This window comes from Stenotrophomonas sp., from assembly GCF_059505245.1.
In genome coordinates this window covers 204,058-228,840 of sequence record NZ_JCACKF010000037.1, presented here as the reverse complement: position 1 = coordinate 228,840, position 24,783 = coordinate 204,058, and the positions used below count along the sequence as shown (strand labels likewise).

The following is a 24,783-nucleotide window of genomic DNA, read 5'->3' as shown; positions in this document are numbered from 1 at the left end:
GTCTGCTACGGTTCGACAGAGCCCCTTACCTACCCCGATAGATCTTGCTAACCCCCTGCCCGGCCAGGACTTCCCTGCCCAGCTAAGAGCCTATTGCCTTAAAGGTGAGTAAAGAAGAGATGCTGCGGAGCAATGGCTAGGTGCCGTGCCACTCGCCATCAACGAGCGAAGTGAGTCACGTAGTCTTGCCTCTTCTCGTTCCACTCAAAGCTGATACTGGTGGCCGCAGACGATTCATCAGCAAATACGCTGAAGATGCATATAAGGTCTTCGATCAAGAATTCGTAGGCCCACTTGTGCCGCATGTAGTCGGAGAAGACGAGCATGCCCTTGAATTCAGTGCCCTCTGACCATGTCTGCATCCAGTAGTAGTGAATAAGCTGATTGCAAACATCGAGAACGCCTAGATCAACAGCCTCAGGGTTCGCAATATCAAATCCATCTTCCGGAAATCCTGCGCCTAAAAATGTGAATGGCTTGATGCCGATCTTCTTGTAGCGAATTGCAGGTAGTCGAACGCTTCGAGCACAATCGTTGACCTTGGGGCGCTCAAGCAAGGAGCGGACCTGGAAGGCTACTAGCATTAGACGGCGTTCATACAGGACCAGCTGCTTCTCGGACCATCTTCGATAATTTCGATGCCGCTTAAGCCACAGCACTTCTGCGCGCAGCTCTTGCCGCCAATAAGTTGACTCGATCATCCGTTTGAGGCCTGAGGTAGTTCCAGCTAGATTGTCACCCATTGCAGAGTTCATCAACGGGAAATGCCATCAGTCAGTGGCGTCGTCGGCCAAGTGCGATCTCAAGCCTTGATTCTGGCCTATTCCCCGTACCAGCGCAGTCGGCTTGAAACATGATGTCTTCGACACTCCCAATAAAATCCCCTATCGCGACTGAGCTGATTTGGCAGGCGGAACGGATTTTTGCGCAATCTCCAGCCTATTCACGTCTTCCACTGGCATAAGAACTGCAGCTTTCTGTACCGGGTCCCAAAGCACATAGCTATCACCCAAACGCCCCACTAGGCCCAGGCCGCCTTGCACATTCTCATCAATAGTCACATTGACCGTGTACTTGCTGCCGCCAGAAGTAATCGCCTTGGCGCGCTCGAAGCCAAGCCAGTTTGACGAGATCGGGACATAGACAATCATCACGAGCGCATAGACCAGCCAGGGCGACTCCTTCACGGCGGCCGGCAACACTGGAGACAGGCGTACTGCCATTGCACATATGCCCGTCAGCGCCACACCTATCAAAACGGGCCAGGCATTTGACCACCAAAGCAAGGCACCCATTCCAACAAGACAAAGAGTCAGGATCAGCCACATCAGCAGATTGGCTTGGGACGGCGTCGTTGTCACCTTCCCCTCGACCCACCCTCCAAGCAGCAGCGCAATCAGTATGAAGAACAACACCATGCCGATCCCCGCAAGCCCTGCCAGCGCAAGCTCACTCACCGCAACAAACTGAAAGGGATCCAGGCCGAAGTGGCCCCAATACGCCTTCAGGTAGAAGGCGCCTTGAATCAATCCAAACGTGACGAGCGCCGAACCCCATCCAGCAACATCAGCCATCGTTAGCGTCTTCTGCGTACGTTCCATGTATCCCCTTCCATCAATGCAGCCCCGCCACATAGTGGCATGCAGCGCTCCACCTCGCAGAACCCACCCTATTAACGTGACGCGTCACGCCCGATCACCCCGCCCATTGGCGCCCCACCCCACCCCCACTATAGTTCCACCCCTCACAAGGACGAGGCGGCACACATGCCCTATATCGGAATCGGACTCCACGTACTGGCGGCCATCTACTTCGCGGTACACGCCATCCGCTCGGGCCAGAGCCTCTATTGGCTCATCCTGCTCTTCTCCTTCCCACTGCTAGGCAGCATCGTCTACTTCCTGGCGATCTACTTCCCGGAAGCCCGCAACTCGCGCGGCGCGCGGCAGGCAATCCGCTCCGCCAAGCAGCTCATGGACCCGGGCCAGGACCTGCGCAACGCGCGTGCCGAACTGGCGCGTACGCCCACCGTGCAGAATCGGGTTCGCCTGGGCATGGCACTGCTGGCTGCCGGCCAGGCCGAGGAAGCCAGGACCCTGCTTGAGCAGGCAGCCAGCTCGCCGCTGGGCGACGATCCCTACATCCTGACCGGCCTTGCCCGTGCCCGCCTCGAGTCCGGGCAGCCCGCGCTTGCGGCGGAGACGCTGGACGGCCTGTTCGCCCGCCATCCGGATGTGCGCCGCAAGCCGGAACAGACCCTGCTTTACGCGCAGGCACTGGCGGCTGCCCAAGCGCCCGGCACCCGTGCCGCGTTCGAGCGAGCCGTGGAATGCGGAAACGATGCGGCCGCCCGTTGCCTGTATGGCGAGTGGTTGATGGCACAGCCGCAGCCCGACGATCGTGAGCAGGCCCGCAGCCTGTTCGCCAGCATCATCGATGATGCCCAGCACTGGTCGCGTCACGCACGCAGCCACAATGCCGCATGGCTGGAGCGGACCAAGGTCGCGTTGAAGGGCTACTGACGCCTGGCGGCCTTTGGCAACCCTGTCGCATCCGCCTCGTTCACGGCCTCGCCGGGCGGATGCCGACACTCGTCAGGCGTGCACCGCCGAAATCGCCGACAGCCTTGCGGCGCAAGGCTCCAGCGCCGTTGCGCCATATGCAACGATTCTGAAAATGTTGAATGTGGTGACGGCATCGGCCTTACTGCATTGGCATCGCGCACAGCCGGGCGTATTCCTCTCCGTGCCACCGAAAACAGGTGGCCGGGATTCGAAACCCCGGTAGTTCGCTGAAGTAAACGCTTGCCAGCCGGCATCACCCTGTGTGGTGCCGGCTGGCAATCCGTCGGCCGGCTATGGCGGGCGGTGCGTGGAGGCCTTGTGCCTGCCGGTTTAGCGAACACCGGGTTTCGAACCTCGCACCGTCCGCCACCTTTATCGGTGGCGGCTTCTGCATGCACGCAAGGAGCCCAGCCATGACCCAGCCCCACTCCCCTGCCCCGCACCCGATCCACGACGCGTGCGCGAACAGCCCCGCGCTGGACCCGAACACGCTCATCGCCCTGCTGCACAGCATCGGCGCCGGTGTCGCCTCCGATGGTCAGCCGTGGCCGGAACGCCATCAGATGCCCGGCCGGCGCATCGCCCTGGCGGACACCGATTGCTCGCTGGCCGGCCTTCGGGTGGTGCTGGAGATCCTGCTGGCCGCGCAGCGCGCCCGCGAGAACGGCGAACTGGAACAGTACGTTGGCCCGCGCGTCATGGAGGGCCTGATCATGGCCGGAATCGGCCTTACCGCACACGCCAGTACCCGACTGCATCCGGAGGGCTGAGTGGCGTGGTGCCGCTGGGCGGCCAACGCGCTCTGTCTTGTGGTGGTGGTTGCGGCACAGGCGCAGTGGCCGGCGACGCCGGCGCCCTCGCCTGTCGCGTTCCAAAGCATCAACGACGATCGATTCTCACAACTGCGCCGCCAGGCGATGCAGTTCGTGGACTCTCGGCCACGACAGGGCTTCCAGTTCGTCGAGCGGCGCCGAGATGCCGAGTTCCAGGTTCATTGCCGGGGCATACCCGTGCTGTGGCTGGAGGGGCGCTCGCACCATCTGCTGTTGCAGGTCTCACTGGACGCGGAGCAGCGGGCGCCCGCCATTGTGCAGCTTGGTACGTTGCTTCAATGGCAGCTGGAGCCGGTGGGCTATCTGGAGCAGGTGCTGGCTGACGTGCCGGAACCTGTTCTGTTGGATCGGGTGCTGCAGATGTTCGGGGGCGAGGTGCCTGAGGGCGCGCGATGTGGCCCGCACTGGTCACCTGCGCGACAGGCATTGGCCAAGTGACCATGCGGGTCACCTCCCGGCATCGATCCAGCCCGCATCGCGCGCACGCGCAAGATCTTCTGGCGTATCAATATCCAGGCCCAGTTCCGGTGCCTGCAGGACATGCACCGTATCGACAGGAAGTTGCCGCAGGCGCGCTCCGAAGCCGCGGTCACCGGATGCACCGACAGGGGTGAACCAGGCGCGCGGCACGACTGCGGGAACGCCAAGCGCATTTCCGTGGCGGGTGCCCGCGCACGTTGACGCTGCGGCGCGGGCACCGGAAAGCAGCGCCTGCAGATGGGAGCGCTCGATTGCGGGCTGGTCGCATGCCACGATCATCACCGCGGTCACCGTGGGCAGCAGGTGTGCGCCGGCAACCTGCAGACTGCTCGCCAGGCCACGCTCCCAGTGGTGATTGGTTACCGGAGTGGCATCCAGCCCGGCAATGCTGGATGTCACGCCCTGTGCGTTCGCGCCCACCACGACCAGGACCTGCGCTGGCGCGAGCTCCCGCGCTAGCCGCACTACGCGGTGTACCAGGGTCTCGCCCTGCCGGGTCAGAAGCTGCTTGGGCTGGCCAAGTCGGGTGCTCCCGCCGGCAGCAAGCACGATGACCGCATGCGCGTCAGTCACCTGCCGTGCGCGCTTCGCCATTGCTGCAGCTGCGCGGCGATGCTGAGCGAAATCGCCTCTGGCCCTCGGCCGCCGATGTCCAGGCCGACCGGTGATCGAAGTCTGGGGGAAAGGCGGTGGCGCTGATCCGGTGTCAGCAGCTTGAACAGGTCCTCGCGCCTTCGCCGCGGCCCCAGAAGTCCAATGAAGGCAACCTCGGTATCGGTCAGGGCCACCAGTGCCTCGCGGTCCAGCTCGAAGTCGTGGTGCATCACCAGTACCGCGTCGCACGGGTCGGCATGAAGGGCCTCGGCCGGGCTCACCTGGAGCTGTGCATCGGCGCCCTGCCCCGCTGAGGACCAGCGCGCTCGTCGTTCGGCCACGCTGACCCGCCATCCCAGTCCCCGCAGCAACGGAACCAGGAAGGGCGTTTCTGGACCGCCACCCAGCACCAGAGCCCGCGGAAGCCGGGGCAACGGCAAACGCCATGCGCCCTCGCCAAAGGGCTGCGCCCCGTCCATCGGATGCAGCTGCCATGCCTGCTCGCAATTGCCGGCGCGGAAAGCGACCTGCCCCGACGTGCGAAGGTCGCGCTGGAGTGACACGCCCTCGCGGAGCCAGACCTCGATGACGTTGTCGATGCCGGCCATGGCACGCAACGGCAGCAGCGCAATCCGCAGCCGGCCGCGGCAGCCGAGCGCGGACCCGCTCAACAGGTCGTCGTCACTGCGGGTGTCGATCTCGATCCAGTCGACCCGCCCTGCCGCGCTCACCTGCTCCGCGCGTCGCGCGAGCTCGGGCTCCAGGCATCCGCCGCTCAGCCAGCCGACCTGGCTGCCGTTGTAGAACAGCACCATGTCGCCGGCACCGGCGTAGGTGGAGCCATCGGTTTCCAGCACCAGCGCGAGCACGGCGTGCTCCCCCGCGCGCATGCGCGTCAAGGCCGTCTCGAGTACGCCGCGCGGGCTGCCCTCGGTGAGGAAGCCCGGCGCTGCGGACAGGTCCTCGGCAAGATCGCCGGGCTCCCCTCCGCCTGCGGCGGAGACCTCCAGAGTGGGCGAGGCTACGGGTCGGTCCATGCGCAACGTCAGCCTATGTCGGGCAAGCCGGGCAACAGCTTGTCCAGGGTGATGGGATAGCTGCGCACGCGCACGCCGGTTGCGTTGTAGATCGCATTGGCGATCGCGGCGCCAACCCCGCAGATGCCCAGTTCACCCACACCCTTGGCCTTCATCGGCGAGATCACCGGATCCAGCGTGTCGAGGAAGACCACCTCCTGGTACGGGATGTCGGCGTGCACGGGAACCTCGTAGCCGGCCAGGTCGTGGTTGATGAACAAACCAAGCCGTTTGTCGACCACCAGCTCCTCCATCAGGGTCGCGCCCGCACCCATCACCATCCCGCCGATGACCTGGCTGCGTGCGGAGAGCGGATTGAGGATCCGGCCGCCATCGCATACGGCAAGCATGCGGCGAATGCGCGTTTCTCCAGTGTAGGCATGCACGGCGACCTCGCAGAAATGCCCTGCATAGGTGCCGACGTCGTAGCCTTGTTTGAAGTCGCCGAAGGCAATGCCGTCCTCCGCCGACAGCGTGCCCGCCTCCGCCAGCTTGATGGTCCGCCCACCCGCCTGGATGCGGCCATTGGCGAAGTCTGCGGTGTCGCCGTCGAAGCCGAGTTTCTCGCCCACCTTGCGGCGCAGGCTGACGCACGCCGCGTACACGCCCGCGGTGGAGCTTGCCGCGCCCCACTGGCCGCCGGAACCGGCGGAGGCGGGATGACGGGAGTCACCGAGGGTGACCTGGACCTGGTCCAGCGGCACGCCCATGGTCTCGGCTGCCGTCTGCGCGATGATCGTGTAGGAGCCGGTGCCGATGTCGGTCATGTCGGTCTCGACAATCACCCCGCCCTGGCCGTCAAGCCGGACCCGCGCCGCCGACTTCATCGTCGGTGCGCCACGATAGCCCGCGGACACGCCCATGCCGACCAGCCAATGCCCTTCCCTGACCTGCGCCGGCCGGGCGTTGCGCTTGTTCCAGTTGAAGCGCTCCGCGCCTTCGCGCAGGCAGCGCACCAGATTGCGGTCGGAGAACTTCTTGGACGGATCGCCGGGCACGACCTCAGGCTCGTTGAGGATGCGGAACGCGATCGGGTCGAGACCCAGCTTCTCGGCCATTTCGTCCATCGCCACTTCCAGCGCCATGTGGCCCGGCGCTTCGCCCGGTGCGCGCATCGCATTGCCTTCGGGCATGTCGAGCGTGGCGATGTAGTTGGCTATCAGACGGTTGGCGCCTGCATAGAGCTTGGGCGTCTGCAGGGTGCCGTTTTCGCCATCCTCGCCGTTGATGTTGCCCGACCAGTTCTCATGGGCGATGGCGGAGATCCGGCCATCCTTTCCGCAGCCGATCCGCACGCGCTGGAGGGTGGCGTGCCGGTGCGTGGTGTTGTTGGGCATCAACGGGCGTTGCAGCGCGATCTTCACCGGTCGCCCGACCTGCTTGGCCGCCAACGCGGCCAGCACCGCGTCCGCACGGATGAACAGCTTGCCGCCGAAGCCGCCGCCGACATAGGGCGAGTCCACGCGCACCTTGGCAGGATCGATGCCGAGGATCGCCGCCATGCCCTGCCTGGCCCAGTCGATCATCTGGTTCGCCGTCCACAGCGTGAGCGTGTCACCCTCCCAGGCGGCGATGGTGGCGTGCGGCTCCATCATCGAATGACTTTCGTCGGAGGTGTGATAGGTCTCGTCGAGCTTGACCGCGGCGCTCGCGTAGGCGGTGTCGAAATCGCCCAGCGCCTGCCGGTCGGGCTTGCCGTCACGCCCCTTTGCCAGCGGCGCGGTCGGTGCCAGGGCCGGGAAATCGAAGCGGCCCTTGCTGCGCTCGTAGCGGGTGCGGATCAGCGCCGCGGCGGCGCGGGCCTGCTCGAAAGTCTCTGCCACCACGCAGGCGATGGCCTGGTGGTAGTGGGCCACTTCGGGTCCGCCGAACAACGGCGCGTTGTTCCAGTTCGATTTGCCGACCGGCTTGGTTTCCGGTGCGGTGATGACCGCCAGTACGCCGGGCGCGGCACGTGCGCGGGAGGCATCCATCGAAATGATGCGCCCCTTGCCGATGCCCGCACCGACGATGTAGCCGTAGGCCTGGTTCGGCGCCACGTCATGGCGCTCGTAGGCATAGGGGGCGGTGCCGGTGGTCTTGCGTGGACCGTCGATGCGCGGCGTCGACTTGCCGACGACCTTGGCCTTGTCGAACAGGTTGTCGCCGGCGGGGGCGTTGAATTCAAGGGGCATCAGCGCTCTCCTTCCACCAGCACGGCTGCGAGGGTGCGCTCGGCGAGCGCGATCTTGAACGCATTCTCCCGCGTGGGACGGGCACCGGCGAACACCTGCAGGGCCGCGGCCTTTACGCCGTCGCGCAGCAGCGGTTCGGCTGCCTCGACGCGCCACGGCTTGGGCGCAACTCCACCGAAGGCGAACCGCGCCGAGCCGTCTCGCTGCACGACCGCGGCGACCGACACCAGTGCGAACGCATAGGACGCGCGGTCACGTACCTTGTGGTACACGTGCCGACCGCCCAGGGGCTTCGGCAGCGTGACGTGGGTGATCAGCTCACCGCGCTGCAGCACGTTGTCCTGCTGCGGCCTATCGCCGGGGGAACGATGGAAATCGGCAATCGGGATGCTGCGCGTACTGCCGTCACCGCTGACGGTCTGGATCGAGGCGTCCAGCACCCGCAGGGCCACCGCCATGTCGCCCGGATAGGTCGCGATGCAGCTGTCCGAGGTGCCGATCACGCCCATCTGCCGGGAGAATCCCTCGAGCGCGCCGCAGCCTGATCCGGGCAGGCGCTTGTTGCAGGGCAGATGGGGGTCGTAGAAATACGGGCAGCGCGTGCGCTGCAGCAGGTTGCCGCCGGTGGTGGCTTTGTTGCGCAGCTGCCCGGAGGCGCCTGCCACTATCGCGCGGGTCAGCACCGCGTAGTCGCGGCGCACGCGCTCATGCGAGGCCAGCGCGGTATTGGTGACCAGCGTGCCGATGCGCAGGCCGCCCTCGTCGGTGGTTTCGATCCTGTCCAGGCCGATGTCCTGCACATCGACCAGGTGCGCTGGCGTCTCGACCTCAAGCTTCATCAGGTCGAGCAGGTTGGTCCCTCCGGCCAGGAACTTCGCGCCCTCGGTACCAGCGACGGCCTTGGCGGCCTCGGCTGGGGATTTCGCGCGTTCGTAACTGAAGGCCCTCATGAGCGCCTCCCTGCAGAGGTCACGCCAGCGACCTCTTCCATCGCCTCGGCAATGTTGGAATAGGCACCGCAGCGGCAGAGGTTGCCGCTCATGCGTTCGCGCATTTCCATGTTGGTGGCGCGGGGCCGTGCACTGACGTCTGCCTGTACATGGCTGGGGACACCCCGCTTGATCTCGTCCAGTACCGCCACCGCCGAGCAGATCTGCCCCGGCGTGCAGTACCCGCACTGGTAGCCGTCATGCTTGATGAAGGCGGCCTGCATCGGATGCAGGTCATCGGGGGTTCCGAGGCCTTCGATGGTGGTGATGGCATCACCCTGGTGCTGCACCGCCAGGCTGAGGCAGGCATTGATGCGCTCACCGTTGACCAGCACGGTACAGGCACCGCATTGACCGTGATCGCAGCCCTTCTTGGTCCCGGTCAGCTTCAGATGTTCGCGCAGCGCATCGAGCAGCGTGGTCCGGGTGTCGAGCTCAAGCTCCCGCCGCTTGCCGTTGACGGTCAACGCCACCGTGCTGATGACCGGCGGCCTGGGCGGCGGGGGCGTCGCCAGTTCGGCGGCGAGCGATGACGCCCCCGGTGCGGCGGACATTGCCACGGTCGTGACGCCGCCGGCGATCACCTGGCGACGCGTCAACTTCATTCCTTCATCACAACTTGGCACAGTGACCTCCTGGCGTTCGGGAAAATCCCGTGGCTGGATGGACGCGCTCACACTACCCAAGGGGCACTATGCCCATCTGCGGGGTACAGGCCTGTGAAGTCGGCGAAATGTGCGACCCTGCCAAGGCAGGCAACCGCGACTTTTACTCTTCAGCGCGGCACTCTTGAACCATGCGCATGCCTCATTGGATGGCTCACAGTTCTGCTTGTCTCTCACGGCGCTGGCTTCGAGGGTTCGGGCTCGTGGACGGAGCCCTCCAACAAGGCAACGTAGGTATCCAGCCGGGTGCGAAGGCCGATCAGCATCCAGCCCAGCAGGTACAGCAGCACCATGGCGAAGATAAGCAGTGCGCCTAGCAATCCAACATCGAAAGCGCCCGCCCAGTCGCCCCATTTCCATCCGCGGAACTGCAGGTAGAGGGCAATCAACAGCGGGAATGGCCCGAGCCGCTGCAGCCCGCCATACATCATGCCCATGCGCTCAATCATGTTTGTGCGCAGGGTGCTGACGAATTTGAGTCGCCGCTCGCGCTGGACGCGCGGGAATCCGCGAAGCTCGGTCACCACCGATTGCCAGTGAGCGAAGTCTTCATCCATCTCCCGGGCGTGCGAGAGCCGCGGTTGGCTGAACTGGCGGATACCTCTGCGGGCGGCCAGGACGCCACCGACAATGAACCCTCCGATTTCGATTGCCAGGCAGGCAACAACCACCTGAAGCACTGCGCCAACAGGCAGCCATCGATCCGGAAGCTGGCCAGTGAGAATGCCGATGACCGCCGCCCCCATGCCGATGCGGAACGCCCACGTCTCCACCCTGCCCGCCTTCGGGTAGATGCTGTGCTCAACCAGCCCCTGCACCCGCTGATAGAGCCAGTGGAATGTCAGTTCCTGCGAATCGGTCGTTGCCGGCGGATCGACGCCGCCCCCTGCCTGCATGTCCATTGCACCCCTGCCCCGGCCGGCGCAGATGCCGGCCGCCCCATCGTACCTGAGCACGCTTCGAAAGGCGCCCCAGCGGGAATCACATGCCCAGCTCCGACAACCCCGGGTGATCATCCGGGCGACGCCCCAGCGGCCAATGGAACTTGCGGTCGCTTTCCTTGATCGGCAGGTCGTTGATGCACGAGAAGCGGCGCTGCATCAGGCCGTCCTCGCCGAATTCCCAGTTTTCGTTGCCATAGGAACGGAACCAGTTGCCGGAGTCGTCGCGCCATTCGTATGCGTAGCGGACCGCAATGCGGTTTTCGGTAAAGGCCCAGAGCTCCTTGATCAGGCGGTACTCGAGTTCCTTGTTCCATTTGCGTGCCAGGAACTGCCGGGCTTCCTCCCGGCCGTTGGTGAATTCGGCACGGTTACGCCACTGGGTGTCGAGCGAATAGGCAAGCGACACCTTGTCGGCATCGCGGGAATTCCAGCCATCCTCGGCAAGGCGCACCTTCTGCGTGGCCGATTCGAGGGTGAACGGAGGAAGCGGCGGACGGGGTTGTTCTGCGGACACGGGGAGACCTCCAATCGAAATGGATACACGGGTTGCTTCAAAGGATCTGGCGTACCCAGGCGCTAACGCTTGGCCTGTTCCAACAACAGCTTCGCGACATCCTTCGCGGTGTCTGCGGCGTCGAGATCACCCATCACGCGCGACAGGGTGATGGCGCCTTCCATCAGGATCAGCAACTGGCGGGCCAGGTCCGCCGGCTGCTCCACATCCAGTTGTTCGGTAAGTTCCAGCGTGTAATCGAGCAGCTTCTGCTTGTGATTCCGCGCGATCTGCCGGATCGGATCGGCCGGATCGCCGACCTCCCCCGCGGTATTGATGAACGCACACCCGCGATAGCCCTCGGACTGGAACCAGCTCTTGAGCGCGGTGAACATGCCGAGGATGCGCGCTTCCGGGCTGTCGGCCTTGTCGCACTCCTGCCGGAACCAGGCCAACCAGCGCACGTCGCGCGCCTTCAACGCGGCGGCGGCCACGTCGTCCTTGTTCTCGAAGTGGCGGTAGATGCTCTTGCGCGCCACGCCCGAGGTCTTCACCAGCAGGTCCATGCCGGTGGCATGGATCCCGTTCTGGTAGATCAGCGCCTCGGCCGTGGCCAGGATCTTCTGTTGGGTGTCGGTGGTGACCTTGCTCATGGCTGCAAGGTAGAACGGTCGTTCTACACTGTCAACAGACAATCGCGAGCGATGGGGGCGCGCACATCCATGCAAGACGATCTATCAAGAAATCCGGACACTTCATCACCCGGGCGCCTGATCACAGGCGCAAAGTACGTCTCACCACCCACCCATGAGAGTTCCCGCATGAACACCTTCGCCCGTACGCTGGCGGTTGCCGCCCTCGCCCTCTCGGTCCAGGCCGGCCTGTCCGCGCAGGCCGCCGAACCGGCCAAGCCGGCCCCGGTCACCACCATCGCGCGCACCGCCAGCTACATCACCACCGCCGACGGCGTGCAGCTGTACTACAAGGACTGGGGCCCGAAGGACGGCCCGGTCGTGACCTTCAGCCATGGCTGGCCGTTGAATTCGGACAGCTGGGAGTCGCAGATGATCTTCCTGGCCAACCATGGCTACCGCGTCATCGCGCATGACCGTCGCGGCCACGGGCGCTCCAGCCAGCCATGGGACGGCAACGACATGGATCACTACGCCGATGACCTGGCCACGGTGATCGATACGCTGGACCTGCACGATGTGACCCTGGTGGGCTTCTCCACCGGTGGCGGCGAAGTGGCGCGCTACATCGGCCGGCACGGCACCGGGCGGGTGAAGAAGGCCGTGCTGATCAGCTCGGTGCCGCCGTTCATGCTGAAGACCGCCGACAACCCGAACGGCCTCCCGATCGAAGTGTTCGACGGCATCCGCAAGGCACAGATGGAGAACCGCGCGCAGCTGTACCGCGACATTCCGTCGGGCCCGTTCTATGGCTTCAACCGCCCAGGCGCGAAGGTGTCGCAGGGGCTGATCGACGCATGGTGGGCGCAGGGCATGCAGGGCGGCCACAAGAACACCTACGACTCGATCGCCGCGTTCTCGGCCACCGATTTCCGCGCCGACCTGAAGAAGTTCGATGTTCCTACCCTGGTGATCCACGGTGACGACGATCAGATCGTGCCGATCGATATCTCAGGCCGCCAATCGGCAAGGCTCATCAAGGGCGCCAGGATGATTGTCTACCCGGGTGCGCCGCACGGCCTGACCGACACCCACAAGGACAAGGTCAACCAGGATCTGCTGGCGTTCCTGCAGGAAAAGTGAGTGACCGGGGCTCTGTTGTGATGGCAGAGCCCTTCCTTCCCAGAAGCAGGGCTGGCACCGGAGAAGCGCCAGGTGCCGCGTCAGTGCACGATTGCGGGCGTAGGATTTCAGGCCAACGATGGAGCGTGTTCCGCACTTTGATGAAGGGTTAACCTCCAACGGAGGACACTGCGCCCTCACGGCTCTTCTCCGGCGCAGAATCCTTTGCTCCCGTGTCCAGCCCAAGACGACACGGCCATGCACCCTCCCAATGCCTTCCGGATCCATGCGATCCAGCCCCTTCTTGCGCGCAATGGCGCCATCGTTCGCCTCGATCAGTTGCGATCCACCTGCAAGAGTTGCGGCTTGCGCTCATCAATGACTCAGGACGAGGGCATCAAGACGAGTCCATCGGGCACGACGCTCACGTGCCCAGCGTGCGGTGCCACGGGGCTGATGGACGAGGTGGAGATATGGCACCACTGGCTCGAACAGTGCCGGCGTGAGCGGATGCTGGCGCTCTTCGATCCCGCGCCTGACGAACCACTGGAGCCTGGTGTCCCCGAATGAGAGCGGCTGTCATGGACTCTTCGGCCGGCGCCTCAGCGCCGCGCCTCAGCCGTCGCCCGGGTGCCGCCCCGCCAGGCTGCCCATCGTGAAGGCGTAGCCGGCCTCCTCCAGCAGCGCTCTCATGCGCAGCTCCACGCGCCTGGGTGAAAGCAGGCTGTTGGGCGCATACAAGGCGTAGACGTAGCCGGCGCCGTCGATGATTTCACGGCGCACGGCGCAGTCGTTGGATTCCGCCGCCTCGGACCAGACAGACATCAGCCTGGCCGGACTGATGGACTGCCCGTTGCGAAGGCGAAAGAACAGCCAGCGCACTCCCAGGGAATGGGCTGGATTCAACCTAGCCACTGAGAGCCTCCAATGCGCCGGAAGAGATCCGTGAGAACCTCAGGATCCAATCGTGGATGCTCGTCTTTTGAAGATCGCGGAAGGTCAATGCGCGCGGCACCCTTCACCAGTGCAGGCAGATCGGACTGAAGGTCGATCCACCATCCCGCAGGCAGCCGGAGCCCTGTGCCCGTTCTATCGTAGATGCAGATCGGAAAAGTCATCGCGTTGCTCCTGAATGACTCGAGCATACGCCTGCGCGATGTCAGGTCCGGATGCGACGCCTAGGGAGATGCCACATCGGCGCGCTTTGCGCATTCGAATACGTGTGCTTCGTCCTGCTGGACCCTGCGGAACGATTCCAGCCAGCCGAACGCTGCACCACGATTGTGAATCGTATCGCCGAGCCTGCCGGTCAGGCACCGTGCGCACTCCATCCCGCCAGGGCTGGGCGCGTGGCAGCAACGGCATTGCGCCATTGTTGTGGTTTTCTCCGGGCGACACTGGTACATGATCTTGGTCATCAGGCTGATCGCCTGGCTTTGTGCGGACATGCACGCTCCCTGTCTGCTGCGGAAGCAGCCGCGCGGCGCGCGGCTCCTCCTGTTCCTCAGCGGCGGGTATCGCCGCCGAGACCGCCCTTCTTTTCATCCGCTGGCTTCGGGCTCTCGCGATCCTTGTTGTCCTGCTGCTGTTGCTGTCCTTGCTTGCCGGGCTCCTCCCCGCCGGGTTCGCCCCCCTCGCCCTGCCCCTGCTGTGCAGGCTGTTCTGCTTCAGCGGACGCGTTGGAGCGGTCATTCCTGTTCTGTTCGGGGACGCTGTTCATTTCGATTCTCCGCCGCAGCAAGTCTGCTGCCGATTGACTGTGGGCGTGTCACCGTTACGGGAACGTACGGGGACGCGTCCCATATGAACAAGGGTCATGAACAGGCCCGCAGCAACAAGCGTGTACAGTGGAGTTTCGAAAAGGGGTAACGCCATGATCCATGGAAGAAGCAAGCACGTTGTCGACGTCGAGCGCGAGCTGGCCCACTGGAAAATCGCGTTCAACCTGGGCGCCCTGCCCGCGATGAGCTTCCGATATGAAGTGGCGCCCGTTATCCGGCTTGCCTGCGATATCTATGTGAGAGATCCGCATGGCACCCGGTCGGCATGGATCGACGATCTGCAGGGCAGGCTTGCGAAGCGATCGAGCCTGCGCGGCCATCCTGGCGCAGCGGAGATTGCCGATCGGTGCTGGTCCCTGCTTGGCTGCGCCTAGGCGCGGCTGGCTGCGTGATTCCGCTCGCGCATCAACTCATCATTCAGTACGTGGACAATGGACATCACCGCGTCGGCAAGTCCACGGGAATCGCTTATGGATCCGTAGAAGTAGATCCTGGCGCCTTCAATGCGAACATCCGCCAGCTGGAGCTGGGACGCCAGTGCCCTGCACTTGATGAGGAACATCTCTGTCCAGCGAGCGCCCGGCGCCACATCCAGCAGCGCGGTGATGGCTTCGTCGGTGGATGCGTCTACACGGTCATGCAACAACGGGACATCGAAGCCGACGATTCTTGGGAGCATGGAAGCGTTCACCTGACCATCCTCTCGCTGATGGGCGCTGCGAGTACTCCCACAGTACAACAGAATGCACGCAGCCCCGGATGAGATGGCGTCAGCTGGCCTGCCCCAGCTCGCGCGCAAGGAACGGCGCAGTCCTGCTTCCCTTGGCGCGGGCCACCTGTTGCGGCGTGCCCTTCGCCACGATGGTGCCACCCGCGCCGCCTGCACCTGGCCCGACATCAATCACCCAGTCCGCCTGTGCGACAGAACGCATGTCGTGCTCGATCATCACCACGGTGTTGCCAGCCTCCACCAGCCGTTGCAGCTGCGCCAGTAACCTGTCCGCGTCAGATGCATGAAGGCCGGTGGTGGGCTCATCCAGCACATACAGCGTGCGCCCGCGCTGGCTGCGCTGCAGCTCGGTCGCCAGCTTTATGCGCTGTGCCTCACCGCCTGAAAGCTCGGTGGCCGGCTGGCCCAGCCGCAGGTAGCCCAGACCGATTTCCTGCAGCAACTGCAGCGGGCGGGCAATGGCGTCTTCTTCGGCGAAGAACGCCTGCGCCTGGTCCACCGTCATCTGCAGGACCTCGGCGATGGTGCGACCATTCCACAGCACCTTCAGGGTGGCCTCGTTGTAGCGGGCGCCATGGCAGGTGGGGCACGGCGCATAGACGCTCGGCATGAACAGCAGTTCGACGCTGACGAAGCCCTCGCCTTCGCAGGTTTCGCACCGGCCCTTGGCCACGTTGAACGAAAAGCGGCCCGCGTCGAATCGGCGGCGGCGCGCGTCGGGTGTCGCGGCGAAGAGCTTGCGCACGTGATCGAACAGGCCGGTGTAGGTGGCCAGATTGGATCGTGGCGTGCGGCCGATGGGCTTCTGGTCTACCTGCACTACGCGCTGGATGGCGTCCACGTCGCCGGCCAGCTGGCCCCGCGTGGCTTCGATCACGGTCGGCCCATCCGCGGGCGTGCTGTCGGCGCTGTCGTCCACCGGCTCATGCCCCAGGTGCAGCAGCATCAGCTCGGGCAGCGCCTGCGCCATCAGGCTGGACTTGCCCGACCCGGAAATGCCGGTCACTGCGGTCAGAAGCCCCAGCGGCACCTGTGCGTCCACGCCCTGCAGGTTGTGGCGGTGGATACCCTTCAGCTCCAGCCAGCTGATGACACTGCGCTGCCGGCTGGCGGGCGCAGGCACCTGGTCGAACAGGTACTGCGCCGTGCGCGAATCCTGAACGTCGCGCAGGCCATCGGGCTCGCCACTGTAGAGAACGCGTCCGCCATGCTCCCCTGCCTGCGGGCCCACATCGACCAGCCACTGCGCGCGGCGCATCAGCTCCAGATCATGTTCAACAACGAACACCGAGTTACCGCCGTCGCGCAGCCGTTCCAGTGCGTCGTACAGCGCCTGGCTGTCGGCCGGATGCAGGCCGGCCGAGGGTTCGTCGAGCACGTACAGCACGCCAAACAGCAACGAGCTGAGCTGCGTGGCCAGCCGCAGGCGCTGCAGTTCGCCGGCCGACAGCGTGGGCGTGGCGCGATCAAGTGATAGATAGCCCAGGCCGAGCTCGCGCAGTTGCCGTACCCGCGACATGACCCCGCCCGCCAGGCGTTGTGCCGCCAGGCGCTTTTCCTCAGACAAGGCTGAGGTCAGGCGCACGTCGGGTGCGCCTTCGTGGGTCGCGCGGTCACTTGCTGCCCGCTTGGCGCGATCGCGGGGCGTTGCACGCCTGCTGGAACGCGCGCCGTGGCTGTGTGCACTGAAGTCGCCCCGCGCGATGGGCTCGAGCAACGCCGCCAGCTGGTCCAATGGCAGCCGCATGAACTCGCCGATATCCACACCGGCAAAGGTGACCGAAAGCGCCTCCGGCTTCAGGCGCTTTCCGTGGCAGGCGGGGCACAGCTTGCCTTCCATGTAGCGCGACACACGCTTGCGCATCAGGGCGCTCTGGGTGTTGGCAAAGGTGTGCAGCACGTAGCGGCGTGCGCCGGTGTACGTGCCCATGTAGCTGGGCTCCTGCTTGCGCTTGAGTGCGGTACGGGTCTCGGCCGGCGTGAAGCCGGCATAGACCGGCACGGTGGGCGTCTCCTCGGTGAACAGGATCCACTCACGGTCCTTCTTCGGCAGTTTCTTCCACGGCACATCGATGTCGTAGCCCAGCGTGACCAGGATGTCGCGCAGGTTCTGGCCATGCCATGCCGGTGGCCAGGACGCGATGGCGCGCTCGCGGATGCTCAGCGACGGGTCCGGAACCATCAGTGCTTCAGTCACTTCGTAGACATACCCCAGCCCATGGCAGGTGCTGCAGGCGCCCTGTGGGGTGTTGGGCGAGAAGTCTTCGGCGTACAGCATGGGCTGGTGGGCCGGGTAGGCTCCCGCCCGCGAGAACATCATGCGCACCAGGCTGGACAGCGTGGTCACGCTGCCCACCGAGGAGCGCGCATTGCTGGCGCCGCGCTGCTGCTGCAGGGCGACCGCCGGGGGCAGCCCGTCGATGGCATCCACATCGGGCACGCCCGCCTGGTCGATCAGGCGGCGCGCATAGGGTGCGACGGATTCGAAGTAGCGCCGCTGCGCCTCGGCGAAAACCGTGCCGAAGGCCAACGAGGACTTGCCGGATCCCGACACGCCGGAGAACACCACCAGTGCATTGCGCGGAATGGAGACATCGACATTCTTCAGGTTGTGCTCGCGCGCACCGCGGACCTCGATGCAGCCGCTGGCTGCGGCAGCACATGACGACTCGCCATAGGGGGTGTTGGACATCTCAGCATTCCTGCAATCGGTGGGCGGCTCGCGCATGGTGCGCCCGGTAGGCCATTCTCGCTGTTGCGGGGTGAATGGCGTGAGGGGGTGCGCAACCACGTGCCGCATCAGAACGCCATGGCCGACGCAGACCGCGCCGCCGCGCTGATTGTTAACGCGTATTGCCTGAAGGTTTGACATCACGTTGCCCCGCCCTTGATGGGGCCGCTCACAGCGCATTCCTATGCTGGGCCCGCCACCTGCGAGGTGGTGATCAACCTGGAGATGCACCATGCAACGCGACCAGAAAGACCTTCCCCATCCGGACCCGGAGGCGCAGCGCCCCGATCCTGTCAGTCCGCTGCAGGCGACGCTGCACAACCGCCGCAATCATGACGAGGCGCTGCAGGAAACCTTCCCCGCCAGTGACCCGATCTCCCCCTTCGTCGCTGCGCCCACGCCGGACGAACAGGCCAAACGCCTCGGGGAGCGGGTCAAACTGCCAGACCGTCACACGGATGAGGAGGCCGCGGGAGGTGACCAGTGATCCGGCGCGGTTTCGCCCGCGTCGCGGCGGCGACGGCGCGATTGTCCGGCAGCCTGGGGGCATTTGTCGCAGCGCTGGGGGTGATCATCACCTGGGCTGCCAGCGGGCCGGCCTTCCACTTCAATGACACGTGGCAGCTGGTGGTGAATACAGGAACCACTATCGTGACCTTCCTGATGGTGTTCCTGATCCAGCATACGCAGAACGCCGATACCGCTGCGTTGCACATCAAGCTGGATGAACTGATCCGGGTGAGCAAGGACGCCAACCAGGAGTTGTTGAACCTGGAGTCGATGGAGCCGGCCCATCTTGAAGAGATACGCCAGCGTTACGAGGCACTGGCGAAGACCGCTGCAGACATCAAGTCCAAGAAGGAGCGCTGCATGCCCTGCGATGCGGATGCAGCCGCCGAAGCCTGAGGTGGATGCCTGCGCCTACAGCTGTTCTGGTGTGAGGCCCTGTCTGGCAGGGCCTTCCAGCAGCGCTCCGGTGGCGGAAAAGCGGCTGCCGTGGCACGGGCAGTCCCATGTGCGTTCATGGCCATTCCATTGGACGACGCACTTGAGGTGCGTGCACAGCGCCGACATTGCGTGCAGCTGGCCATCATCATCGCGGTAGATCGCGGTGCGCTCTCCGCCCACGTCCAGCAGCGCACCGCACCCGCGGCCCAGCTCGCTGGGAGCGCGCGACGGCGCGGTTCCAAGGCGATCGCCCACCATGTGCCGCGCAACCGTGGCGTTGGTGCGGGCCCAGCCTGCAGCCGAGCGCAGCGGAGTAAAGCGCATGGGGCTGAGCAGCTGCTCGATCTCGCTGGTCGTTCCCGTGATTCCCTCCGTGATCGCGCGCGCGGCCACGCCCGCCCAGTTCAATCCGTCCGGCCCATAGCCGGTAGCGACCCATACATTGTCGTGCGCGCTGCTGCCGATGTAGGGCAGCTGATCCGCGGCCCGGAACTGCTGCGCGGACCAGCACAGCGGCTCGCCCTGCACGCTGAAGTTGCGACGCGCGTCGGCGACCAGATGCTGGGCCGGATCCATCGCCGGGGTTTCGCCAGTGCGATGTGTCTCACCGACCAGCACCAGCCAGTCGCGGCCATCAGCGCCATGCACCCCGCGCAGCGAGCGGTGCCGGTCGGCGATCCAGTGAATCCCTGCCGCTGGCGGATTGGCCACCGGTACCGCTACGCCGTATTCGCGGTACACCTCCATCTCGGCCTGCACCAGGTTGAATCCTGCTGGCGAGTGGGTGGCCAGCACAAAGTGCCTGGCATGGATGCGGGCACCAGGGGCCGTCGCCACTCCGGCTGAAGCCTCGATGCGGGTGATCCGGGTCCAGTCGTGGATGCGCACGCGGCCCACCAGATGACGGGCCAGTTCCCTGCAGAACGCCGCCGGATGCAACTGCGCCTGGTCGGGAACGCGGAAAGCGTGGCCCAAGGTGAACGGCAGCCCGGATTGGCGGTGCTCGCAATGCAGGCCAACGCGTTGGTAGGCCTGCAGCTCGCGTTCGAACTGCGCCGTGGCCTCGCGCGAACGCTCCTGCACGCCGTACTGCATGGCCACGCGCTCGAAGCCACAGTGCAGATCGTAGCGGTGGACCAGTGTTTCGATGGAACGCACCGCGTGTTGCCGCCACTGCACGACACGACGTGCCGTGTCACCGCCCCAACGCGCGATCAGGTCTGCCAGCCGGGACACGGGAGCGTAAAGATTGCCGGTTGACATCACCGTGTTGCGTCCGCCGATGGGGCCGGCATCCACCACCACCACATCCAGGCCGCTGTCGGCCAAGCGGGCGGCGGTCAACAGGCCCGTCATGCCTGCACCGACCACGAGCACGTCCGCGCGCGTGGTCCCGGCGAGCGGGCGGAAGCCGTGCGGATCGGAATCAGCTGACCATAAGCTGGCGCGCGGGGAAGGGTCGGCCATGAAAAGGATCCTTGCAGGTTCAGCGGAGAGCCTTCCCCGATACGCCCTGCCGGGTGAAACGGCGGTGGCGTGTCCGTGCAGGAAATGCTCACGTGCGTGGCACTGCCGCGGTGAGGATCAAGACGGGGTGAGTGCCGCATGGACACGATGCCAGCGTCGCCTGTGCGAACCGCGACCCTTTGCTTGCAGCGTGATTGCTAACGTGGCTGCATGGAGGGCCAGGCAGTGAGCACGCATCTGGAAATCGACCTGATGATCGCGCAACTGGAGGAAATGCTGCCGACCTGGGCGGCGTTCTATCCCGAGCCGCAGTTCATCCGCATGCTCGCCGAGGCGCTGGACTACATCGCTGCCAGTGCGGACCCGGATGCCCGCCTGCACTGCGTGATGCGCACCGGGCACCTCGATTCGTGCAGCGGCGAGATCCCCTGGGCGGCGCGCTATGGAGGCCGCTAGGCCGATCGATCACGCTGCGACGGCATGGGGTTCCACCAACCTGGCCAGGACATCCATCGCCGTCTCGGTTGGCACATCGTCACCGGTCCGCTGGGCGAACCCTGACCAGTCCGCGCGGGCAAGACTCTTCAACTGCTCGGGTTGCGTCGGCAGCCAGCGCATCGGCCAGAACGGGAGACGCCGGTTGCCTACCCTGCCGCGCTGCAGCTCGATCAGTCCCGTGTGGCTTGCAGCACCGAGTACCCGCGAGTACGCCACGTTCAAGCCATCTTCGGGTCCTTCCATGTACTGCAGGAACCGGGCGCCATCGAACAGCAGTACGCCGGTAACGCCGGCATTCCGGTTGAAGCGGGCGGCATCATCGACCAGGTCGTCCAGCTTCCCGCTGCGCAGGCCCAACGGGTCACCGGCAACGGCCGGGCCCGCCTCACTTATGTATGCGACTGCCCTGATCGGCATTGGCTGCTCCTGTAGCGAATCCCCCCAGATTCCGTACCGCAAGCATAGGCCAACCGCGCCGACGATATGTTCCGGCCCTGTGTATTCTGCGAATCAGTTGGGTTCGGGCTGACAGACGGTACGCAGCACGGGCCTGGGCTACGGGTCTGCCCGGGCCCATCGGGCGAGATTCTGCTTCACTTCCGCGATGCCGGCCCAAGGGTCCTTGCGGCGACGTCTGAGCTTTGCGGGCACGTCCTTGATCGTGAAGGCGTTGGCGCGCTTGAGTTTCGCCAGATCACCCCAGGCGATCGGCAGTGCCACCGGCGCGCCCGGCCGGGCGCGCAACGAATAGGACGCAACCGCCGTCGCACCGCGCCCATTGCGCAGATAGTCGACGAAGATCCGCTTGTTGCGCAGGCTCTTGGTGGCGGTTGCCAGGAACCGCTGCGGTTCGGACTGTGCCAATGCATCGGCGAAACCCTTCGCAAAACGCTTGGTCAGGTCCCAATCGCACCCTGGGTTGAGCGGCACGACCACGTGCAGGCCCTTTCCGCCGGAGACTCGCAGGAACGATTCCAGCTCCAGCTGCGCCAGCAGTTTCCGGATATCGGTTGCCGCTTTCTTGACTTCGGCAAAGGGCACATCCGGTCCGGGATCCAGATCGAACACCACCCGGTCGGCCCTGTCGGGCGCCTCGGCGTGGCTGCCCCAAGGGTGGAACTCCAACGCGTTGAACTGCACCAGTTCCAGCAGGCTGGCTGCGTCCCGCACCACCAGGTAATGGGCGTTGATGCCGCTTTCCTCCTTCAGCCTTACCGAATCGACCAGCGCCAGCCCGGCCGTATGGTGTTTCTGGAAGAAGCAGGGCTTTGCGGTGCCGCTGGGACAGCGGATGATCGACAGCGGACGATCCACCACCTCGGGCAGGAGGTGCTCCATCACTGCTGCGTAGTAGTCCCACACGTCCTGCTTGGTGTAGCCGTCGCCGGGAAACAGGATCTTGCCTGGGGACGACAGCACGGGGGGCGCGCGATCCGTTGCCGGCGCCCTTTCCACCCGGCGCCCACGCCGCGCGGGCGCTTGCGACCGCGCTGCGGCCGGGGCCGCTCCGGCGCGATCGGAATCGGCGAGGTCGGCGATATCCTTGTCCGCCCGCACCGCCTTCAGCGACGCCTGGCGCAACAGTTGCTGCCCACCGATTCCGCGGTAGAAGACCTCCACCACGAAACGCGGTTCGAACCAGGTCGCGGCGCGCAGATCGGTGTCCTGCGTGGGCACGTACGCGGTTGGCTTGCGGCCGCCGCCGCCCTTGATGCGCTTGCTGATGTCGCCAATCAGTTCATCCGAGAACCCGGACCCGACGCGGCCTGCGTAGAGCCAGCCATGCGTTGCGTCTGGCCGGGCCAGCAGCAGCGAACCAAAGCCGGTGCGGCTGCCTTTGGGTGCGGTGTAGCCCACCACCGCGAACTCGTCGCTGGCCAGCTGCTTCGTCTTGCGCCAGTCCTCGCTGCGGCCGCTGTGGTAGCTGCGATCGGCGCGCTTGGAGATGATGCCCTCGAAGTGCTGCTCACCGGCCAGACGATAGGCCTGGTCGCCATCCCCCTGTACATGCGAACTGAAGGCCAATGGGCTGCCCTGCCCCTCCAGCACCGATTGCAGCAGGGTCTTGCGCTCAAGCAGGGGCGCATCGGCCACATCCACGCCATCAAGATGCAGCAGATCGAACAGTGCATACGTCAGGACGCCCTGCCGCTCGCCGGAAAGCGTGGCCTGCAGCAGGTTGAAGTCTTCCTTGGTGCCGGCGCCGGCGATCAGCTCGCCGTCCAGTGCCGCCGAAGTCAGGCCCAGGGCCGCGATCGCGTCACGTATTTCGGGAAGTTTGGCGGTCCATTCCAGCGCGTTCCGTGACCACAGCTGCACGTTGCCCTCAGCCACCGTAGCAAGGATGCGGTACCCGTCCCATTTGATCTCATGCGTCCACTGCCCGCCCTGGGGCGGCGCTTCGCCCAGCTTGGCCAACTGCGGCTCAAACGGCCCGGACGGCGCTGCGGCCCTTTTCGCCTTGCTGAGCGCCAGGGCCTTCTTCGCCCAGTTCTTTCGCCGGGCGCGTCTGGCAGGTACCGCCGTCAGCCGCTTCTTCGCGGCCTTGCCAGCGCCGGCACGCTTCAGATCCTCCGGTGGCGCTTCAGCGACGTCCCCCAGCAGATCGTCTGCCTCGATATCGCTGGCAAATTCGTCGTCGTCCTTGAACAGCAGCCACTGTGGCTGGCGCGCGGGCTTTCCCGACCGGACCAGATGCCAGCCGCCTTTCAACTTGGTACCGAACAGCTCGAAGCGCAGATGGCCCTTGGCGAGCTGGGCTTCCGGATCGCCCTGCGTGGCCCATACACCATGGTCAAACTGGGCGACATGGCCGCCGCCGTACTGGCCCTTGGGAATATCACCCTCGAACGCCGCGTAGTCCACCGGGTGGTCTTCCACTTCCACCGCCATGCGCTTGACCTTCGGGTCGTAACTGGGGCCTTTGGGCACCGCCCAGCTCTTCAGCGCATCGCCAACCTGCAGGCGGAAGTCATAGTGCCTGCGGCTGGCATGATGCAGCTGCACCACGAAAATGGCGCGCTGGCCTTTCGGCAGCGCCTTGCCCGGCTCGGGCTCCTTGGTCTGGTCAAAACGACGCTTGCGGCGATACTCGACCAGGGACATGGCCAGCTCCGCGCTATTTGCCCAGGTGCTTCCGGACAGCAACCGCCGTGGGCCCGACTGCCGCGACGGCCGCGCGAAGTTCGTCGGCGGACACGCCCAGCGTCGTGGTCCAGTACCGCAGTTCGTAATCCTCATTGACGTTGATGCGGTCCCGGTCCGGGCTGCCGGCGTTGTTCTTGTCATCGCTCATGGGAGTCTCCAGCGTGATCGGGGGTGAACTGACCGTACCGGCCATTCCATGGGCACGGAGCGATGCCACTGTGAAGCCATGGCGAAGGCCGCCGGCACGGCGTCTTGCCGATGCGCGAAAGACGCTGCTTCGTGAAGGCAGCGCGCAGGGTCCGCGTGGGAATTCACATGCCGCCTTCACTCCTTCCCCGCCTGATCGCAACCGGACGGGACCTACTCTGGGCACTCCATTCACAGCGGAGCCCAGCATGGCTATCAAGACGGCGGAAGATCTGTTCATCCACGAGCTCTCGGACATCTACAGCGCCGAGAAGCAGCTGACCAAGGCGCTTCCGCGCCTGGCCCGTGCGGCCGAGAATCCGGATCTGGCCGCAGCGTTCGAAACGCACCTGGAAGAAACCCAGGGGCAGATCGAACGCATCGACCAGGTGGTCGAGGTGCTCGGCATCCGCCTGAAGCGAATCAAGTGCGCGGCGATGGAAGGCCTGGTCGAGGAAGGCAAGGAGGTGATCGACAGCATCGACAAGGGGCCGGTGCGCGACGCTGCCCTGATCGGTGGCGCGCAGAAGGTCGAGCATTATGAAATAGCCTCCTACGGCACCATCGCCGCGCTGGCCAAGCAGCTGGGCTACAAGGATGCCCTGCCGTTGCTGCTGGAGACGCTGGAGGAAGAAAAGGCGACCGATGAGAAGCTGACCCTGCTGGCCAAGGGCGGCGGCAATGCCAAGGCCGCGCAGGCCGCCTGAGTCGAATCGCATGCCCCTCGGC

General features: G+C 65.1%; 29 protein-coding genes. 10 read left to right on the top strand and 19 right to left on the bottom strand.

Annotated elements, in window-relative coordinates; genetic code table 11:
- Positions 1-158: 158 nt before the first annotated feature.
- Both AC5JLE_RS14480 and AC5JLE_RS14475 read right to left on the bottom strand, forming a co-directional pair.
- Positions 159-755 carry a hypothetical protein gene (locus AC5JLE_RS14480; RefSeq protein ID WP_262217323.1) on the bottom strand — a complete coding sequence of 199 codons (597 nt, stop codon included), beginning with the start codon at positions 753-755 and terminating at the stop codon, positions 159-161.
- Between the two features lie 129 nt (positions 756-884).
- Positions 885-1,601, bottom strand: coding sequence for a hypothetical protein (locus AC5JLE_RS14475; RefSeq protein WP_262217324.1), 717 nt, complete (start codon positions 1,599-1,601; stop codon positions 885-887).
- A gap of 165 nt (positions 1,602-1,766) precedes the next feature.
- Here AC5JLE_RS14475 and AC5JLE_RS14470 point away from each other — a divergent pair, with 165 nt between their 5' ends.
- From AC5JLE_RS14470 to AC5JLE_RS14460, 3 genes are all read left to right on the top strand, one after another.
- Positions 1,767-2,522 carry a tetratricopeptide repeat protein gene (locus AC5JLE_RS14470; protein WP_262217325.1) on the top strand — a complete coding sequence of 252 codons (756 nt, stop codon included), beginning with the start codon at positions 1,767-1,769 and terminating at the stop codon, positions 2,520-2,522.
- A gap of 455 nt (positions 2,523-2,977) precedes the next feature.
- A complete protein-coding gene (locus AC5JLE_RS14465) occupies positions 2,978-3,334 on the top strand; it encodes a hypothetical protein (RefSeq protein WP_164109244.1) in 357 nt (118 codons plus the stop codon).
- Complete coding sequence (locus AC5JLE_RS14460) at positions 3,335-3,835, top strand: hypothetical protein (protein ID WP_164109246.1); 501 nt, start codon at positions 3,335-3,337, stop codon at positions 3,833-3,835.
- 9 nt (positions 3,836-3,844) lie between these two features.
- On the opposite strand, the gene AC5JLE_RS14455 is transcribed toward AC5JLE_RS14460, so the two are convergent.
- The 8 genes from AC5JLE_RS14455 to AC5JLE_RS14420 form a co-directional block, all read right to left on the bottom strand.
- Positions 3,845-4,471 (bottom strand): nucleotidyltransferase family protein, encoded by a 627-nt coding sequence (locus AC5JLE_RS14455; protein ID WP_496065417.1) that lies wholly within the window; start codon positions 4,469-4,471, stop codon positions 3,845-3,847.
- Positions 4,447-5,508: an XdhC family protein gene (locus tag AC5JLE_RS14450; protein ID WP_496065416.1), complete on the bottom strand. Its 1,062-nt coding sequence runs from the start codon at positions 5,506-5,508 to the stop codon at positions 4,447-4,449. The genes AC5JLE_RS14455 and AC5JLE_RS14450 overlap by 25 nt, the downstream gene beginning before the upstream one ends.
- Positions 5,509-5,516: 8 nt before the next feature.
- The gene (gene paoC / locus AC5JLE_RS14445; protein WP_496065415.1) at positions 5,517-7,721 is read right to left on the bottom strand and encodes an aldehyde oxidoreductase molybdenum-binding subunit PaoC; all 2,205 of its coding nucleotides are present in this window, start codon (positions 7,719-7,721) and stop codon (positions 5,517-5,519) included.
- Positions 7,721-8,671, bottom strand: coding sequence for an FAD binding domain-containing protein (locus AC5JLE_RS14440; RefSeq protein WP_241883865.1), 951 nt, complete (start codon positions 8,669-8,671; stop codon positions 7,721-7,723). The genes paoC and AC5JLE_RS14440 overlap by 1 nt, the downstream gene beginning before the upstream one ends.
- A complete protein-coding gene (gene paoA / locus AC5JLE_RS14435) occupies positions 8,668-9,315 on the bottom strand; it encodes an aldehyde dehydrogenase iron-sulfur subunit PaoA (RefSeq protein ID WP_014647154.1) in 648 nt (215 codons plus the stop codon). The genes AC5JLE_RS14440 and paoA overlap by 4 nt, the downstream gene beginning before the upstream one ends.
- A gap of 233 nt (positions 9,316-9,548) precedes the next feature.
- A complete protein-coding gene (locus AC5JLE_RS14430; protein WP_197561100.1) occupies positions 9,549-10,277 on the bottom strand; it encodes a hypothetical protein in 729 nt (242 codons plus the stop codon).
- Between the two features lie 79 nt (positions 10,278-10,356).
- Positions 10,357-10,833: a nuclear transport factor 2 family protein gene (locus AC5JLE_RS14425; protein ID WP_064238549.1), complete on the bottom strand. Its 477-nt coding sequence runs from the start codon at positions 10,831-10,833 to the stop codon at positions 10,357-10,359.
- A gap of 62 nt (positions 10,834-10,895) precedes the next feature.
- Complete coding sequence (locus AC5JLE_RS14420; RefSeq protein ID WP_103282336.1) at positions 10,896-11,465, bottom strand: TetR/AcrR family transcriptional regulator; 570 nt, start codon at positions 11,463-11,465, stop codon at positions 10,896-10,898.
- 168 nt (positions 11,466-11,633) lie between these two features.
- On the opposite strand from AC5JLE_RS14420, the gene AC5JLE_RS14415 reads away from it, so the two are divergent.
- Together AC5JLE_RS14415 and AC5JLE_RS14410 are read left to right on the top strand one after the other, a co-directional pair.
- Positions 11,634-12,587, top strand: a complete 954-nt coding sequence (locus tag AC5JLE_RS14415) for an alpha/beta fold hydrolase (protein WP_197561101.1) — start codon at positions 11,634-11,636, stop codon at positions 12,585-12,587.
- A gap of 237 nt (positions 12,588-12,824) precedes the next feature.
- Positions 12,825-13,136, top strand: coding sequence for a hypothetical protein (locus AC5JLE_RS14410; RefSeq protein WP_010485735.1), 312 nt, complete (start codon positions 12,825-12,827; stop codon positions 13,134-13,136).
- A gap of 45 nt (positions 13,137-13,181) precedes the next feature.
- Here AC5JLE_RS14410 and AC5JLE_RS14405 read toward each other — a convergent pair whose 3' ends face one another.
- From AC5JLE_RS14405 to AC5JLE_RS14395, 3 genes are all read right to left on the bottom strand, one after another.
- Entirely contained in the window at positions 13,182-13,481 is a 300-nt protein-coding gene (locus tag AC5JLE_RS14405; RefSeq protein WP_012480275.1) for a hypothetical protein, read from the bottom strand.
- Positions 13,482-13,744: 263 nt separating this feature from the next.
- Positions 13,745-14,014, bottom strand: a complete 270-nt coding sequence (locus AC5JLE_RS14400; protein ID WP_012480276.1) for a hypothetical protein — start codon at positions 14,012-14,014, stop codon at positions 13,745-13,747.
- Between the two features lie 56 nt (positions 14,015-14,070).
- Positions 14,071-14,286, bottom strand: coding sequence for a hypothetical protein (locus AC5JLE_RS14395; protein WP_044570206.1), 216 nt, complete (start codon positions 14,284-14,286; stop codon positions 14,071-14,073).
- Positions 14,287-14,439: 153 nt separating this feature from the next.
- Here AC5JLE_RS14395 and AC5JLE_RS14390 point away from each other — a divergent pair, with 153 nt between their 5' ends.
- A complete protein-coding gene (locus tag AC5JLE_RS14390; protein ID WP_010485730.1) occupies positions 14,440-14,721 on the top strand; it encodes a hypothetical protein in 282 nt (93 codons plus the stop codon).
- On the opposite strand, the gene AC5JLE_RS14385 is transcribed toward AC5JLE_RS14390, so the two are convergent.
- Together AC5JLE_RS14385 and AC5JLE_RS14380 are read right to left on the bottom strand one after the other, a co-directional pair.
- Entirely contained in the window at positions 14,718-15,038 is a 321-nt protein-coding gene (locus AC5JLE_RS14385; RefSeq protein ID WP_496065414.1) for a hypothetical protein, read from the bottom strand. The two genes, AC5JLE_RS14390 and AC5JLE_RS14385, sit on opposite strands and share 4 nt — an antisense overlap.
- A 79-nt stretch (positions 15,039-15,117) precedes the next feature.
- On the bottom strand, positions 15,118-17,769 hold the full coding sequence (locus AC5JLE_RS14380) for an excinuclease ABC subunit UvrA (RefSeq protein ID WP_197561102.1): 2,652 nt from the start codon (positions 17,767-17,769) through the stop codon (positions 15,118-15,120).
- 271 nt (positions 17,770-18,040) lie between these two features.
- On the opposite strand from AC5JLE_RS14380, the gene AC5JLE_RS14375 reads away from it, so the two are divergent.
- The gene (locus AC5JLE_RS14375) at positions 18,041-18,295 is read left to right on the top strand and encodes a hypothetical protein (RefSeq protein WP_049481227.1); all 255 of its coding nucleotides are present in this window, start codon (positions 18,041-18,043) and stop codon (positions 18,293-18,295) included.
- On the top strand, positions 18,292-18,714 hold the full coding sequence (locus AC5JLE_RS14370) for a low affinity iron permease family protein (protein ID WP_019336571.1): 423 nt from the start codon (positions 18,292-18,294) through the stop codon (positions 18,712-18,714). The genes AC5JLE_RS14375 and AC5JLE_RS14370 overlap by 4 nt, the downstream gene beginning before the upstream one ends.
- A gap of 15 nt (positions 18,715-18,729) precedes the next feature.
- Here the strand turns inward: AC5JLE_RS14370 and AC5JLE_RS14365 are convergent, their stop codons facing one another.
- Positions 18,730-20,223 carry an FAD-dependent oxidoreductase gene (locus AC5JLE_RS14365; RefSeq protein ID WP_496065413.1) on the bottom strand — a complete coding sequence of 498 codons (1,494 nt, stop codon included), beginning with the start codon at positions 20,221-20,223 and terminating at the stop codon, positions 18,730-18,732.
- Positions 20,224-20,448: 225 nt separating this feature from the next.
- Here AC5JLE_RS14365 and AC5JLE_RS14360 point away from each other — a divergent pair, with 225 nt between their 5' ends.
- On the top strand, positions 20,449-20,679 hold the full coding sequence (locus AC5JLE_RS14360; RefSeq protein ID WP_241883868.1) for a hypothetical protein: 231 nt from the start codon (positions 20,449-20,451) through the stop codon (positions 20,677-20,679).
- 9 nt (positions 20,680-20,688) lie between these two features.
- On the opposite strand, the gene AC5JLE_RS14355 is transcribed toward AC5JLE_RS14360, so the two are convergent.
- From AC5JLE_RS14355 to AC5JLE_RS14345, 3 genes are all read right to left on the bottom strand, one after another.
- Positions 20,689-21,138 (bottom strand): BLUF domain-containing protein, encoded by a 450-nt coding sequence (locus AC5JLE_RS14355; RefSeq protein WP_496065412.1) that lies wholly within the window; start codon positions 21,136-21,138, stop codon positions 20,689-20,691.
- A gap of 138 nt (positions 21,139-21,276) precedes the next feature.
- On the bottom strand, positions 21,277-23,826 hold the full coding sequence (gene ligD / locus AC5JLE_RS14350) for a DNA ligase D (protein WP_496065411.1): 2,550 nt from the start codon (positions 23,824-23,826) through the stop codon (positions 21,277-21,279).
- Between the two features lie 13 nt (positions 23,827-23,839).
- Positions 23,840-24,016 carry a DUF3606 domain-containing protein gene (locus tag AC5JLE_RS14345; RefSeq protein WP_014647169.1) on the bottom strand — a complete coding sequence of 59 codons (177 nt, stop codon included), beginning with the start codon at positions 24,014-24,016 and terminating at the stop codon, positions 23,840-23,842.
- A 247-nt stretch (positions 24,017-24,263) separates the two neighbouring features.
- On the opposite strand from AC5JLE_RS14345, the gene AC5JLE_RS14340 reads away from it, so the two are divergent.
- Positions 24,264-24,761 carry a YciE/YciF ferroxidase family protein gene (locus AC5JLE_RS14340; protein WP_005416567.1) on the top strand — a complete coding sequence of 166 codons (498 nt, stop codon included), beginning with the start codon at positions 24,264-24,266 and terminating at the stop codon, positions 24,759-24,761.
- The last annotated feature ends 22 nt before the right edge of the window (positions 24,762-24,783 follow it).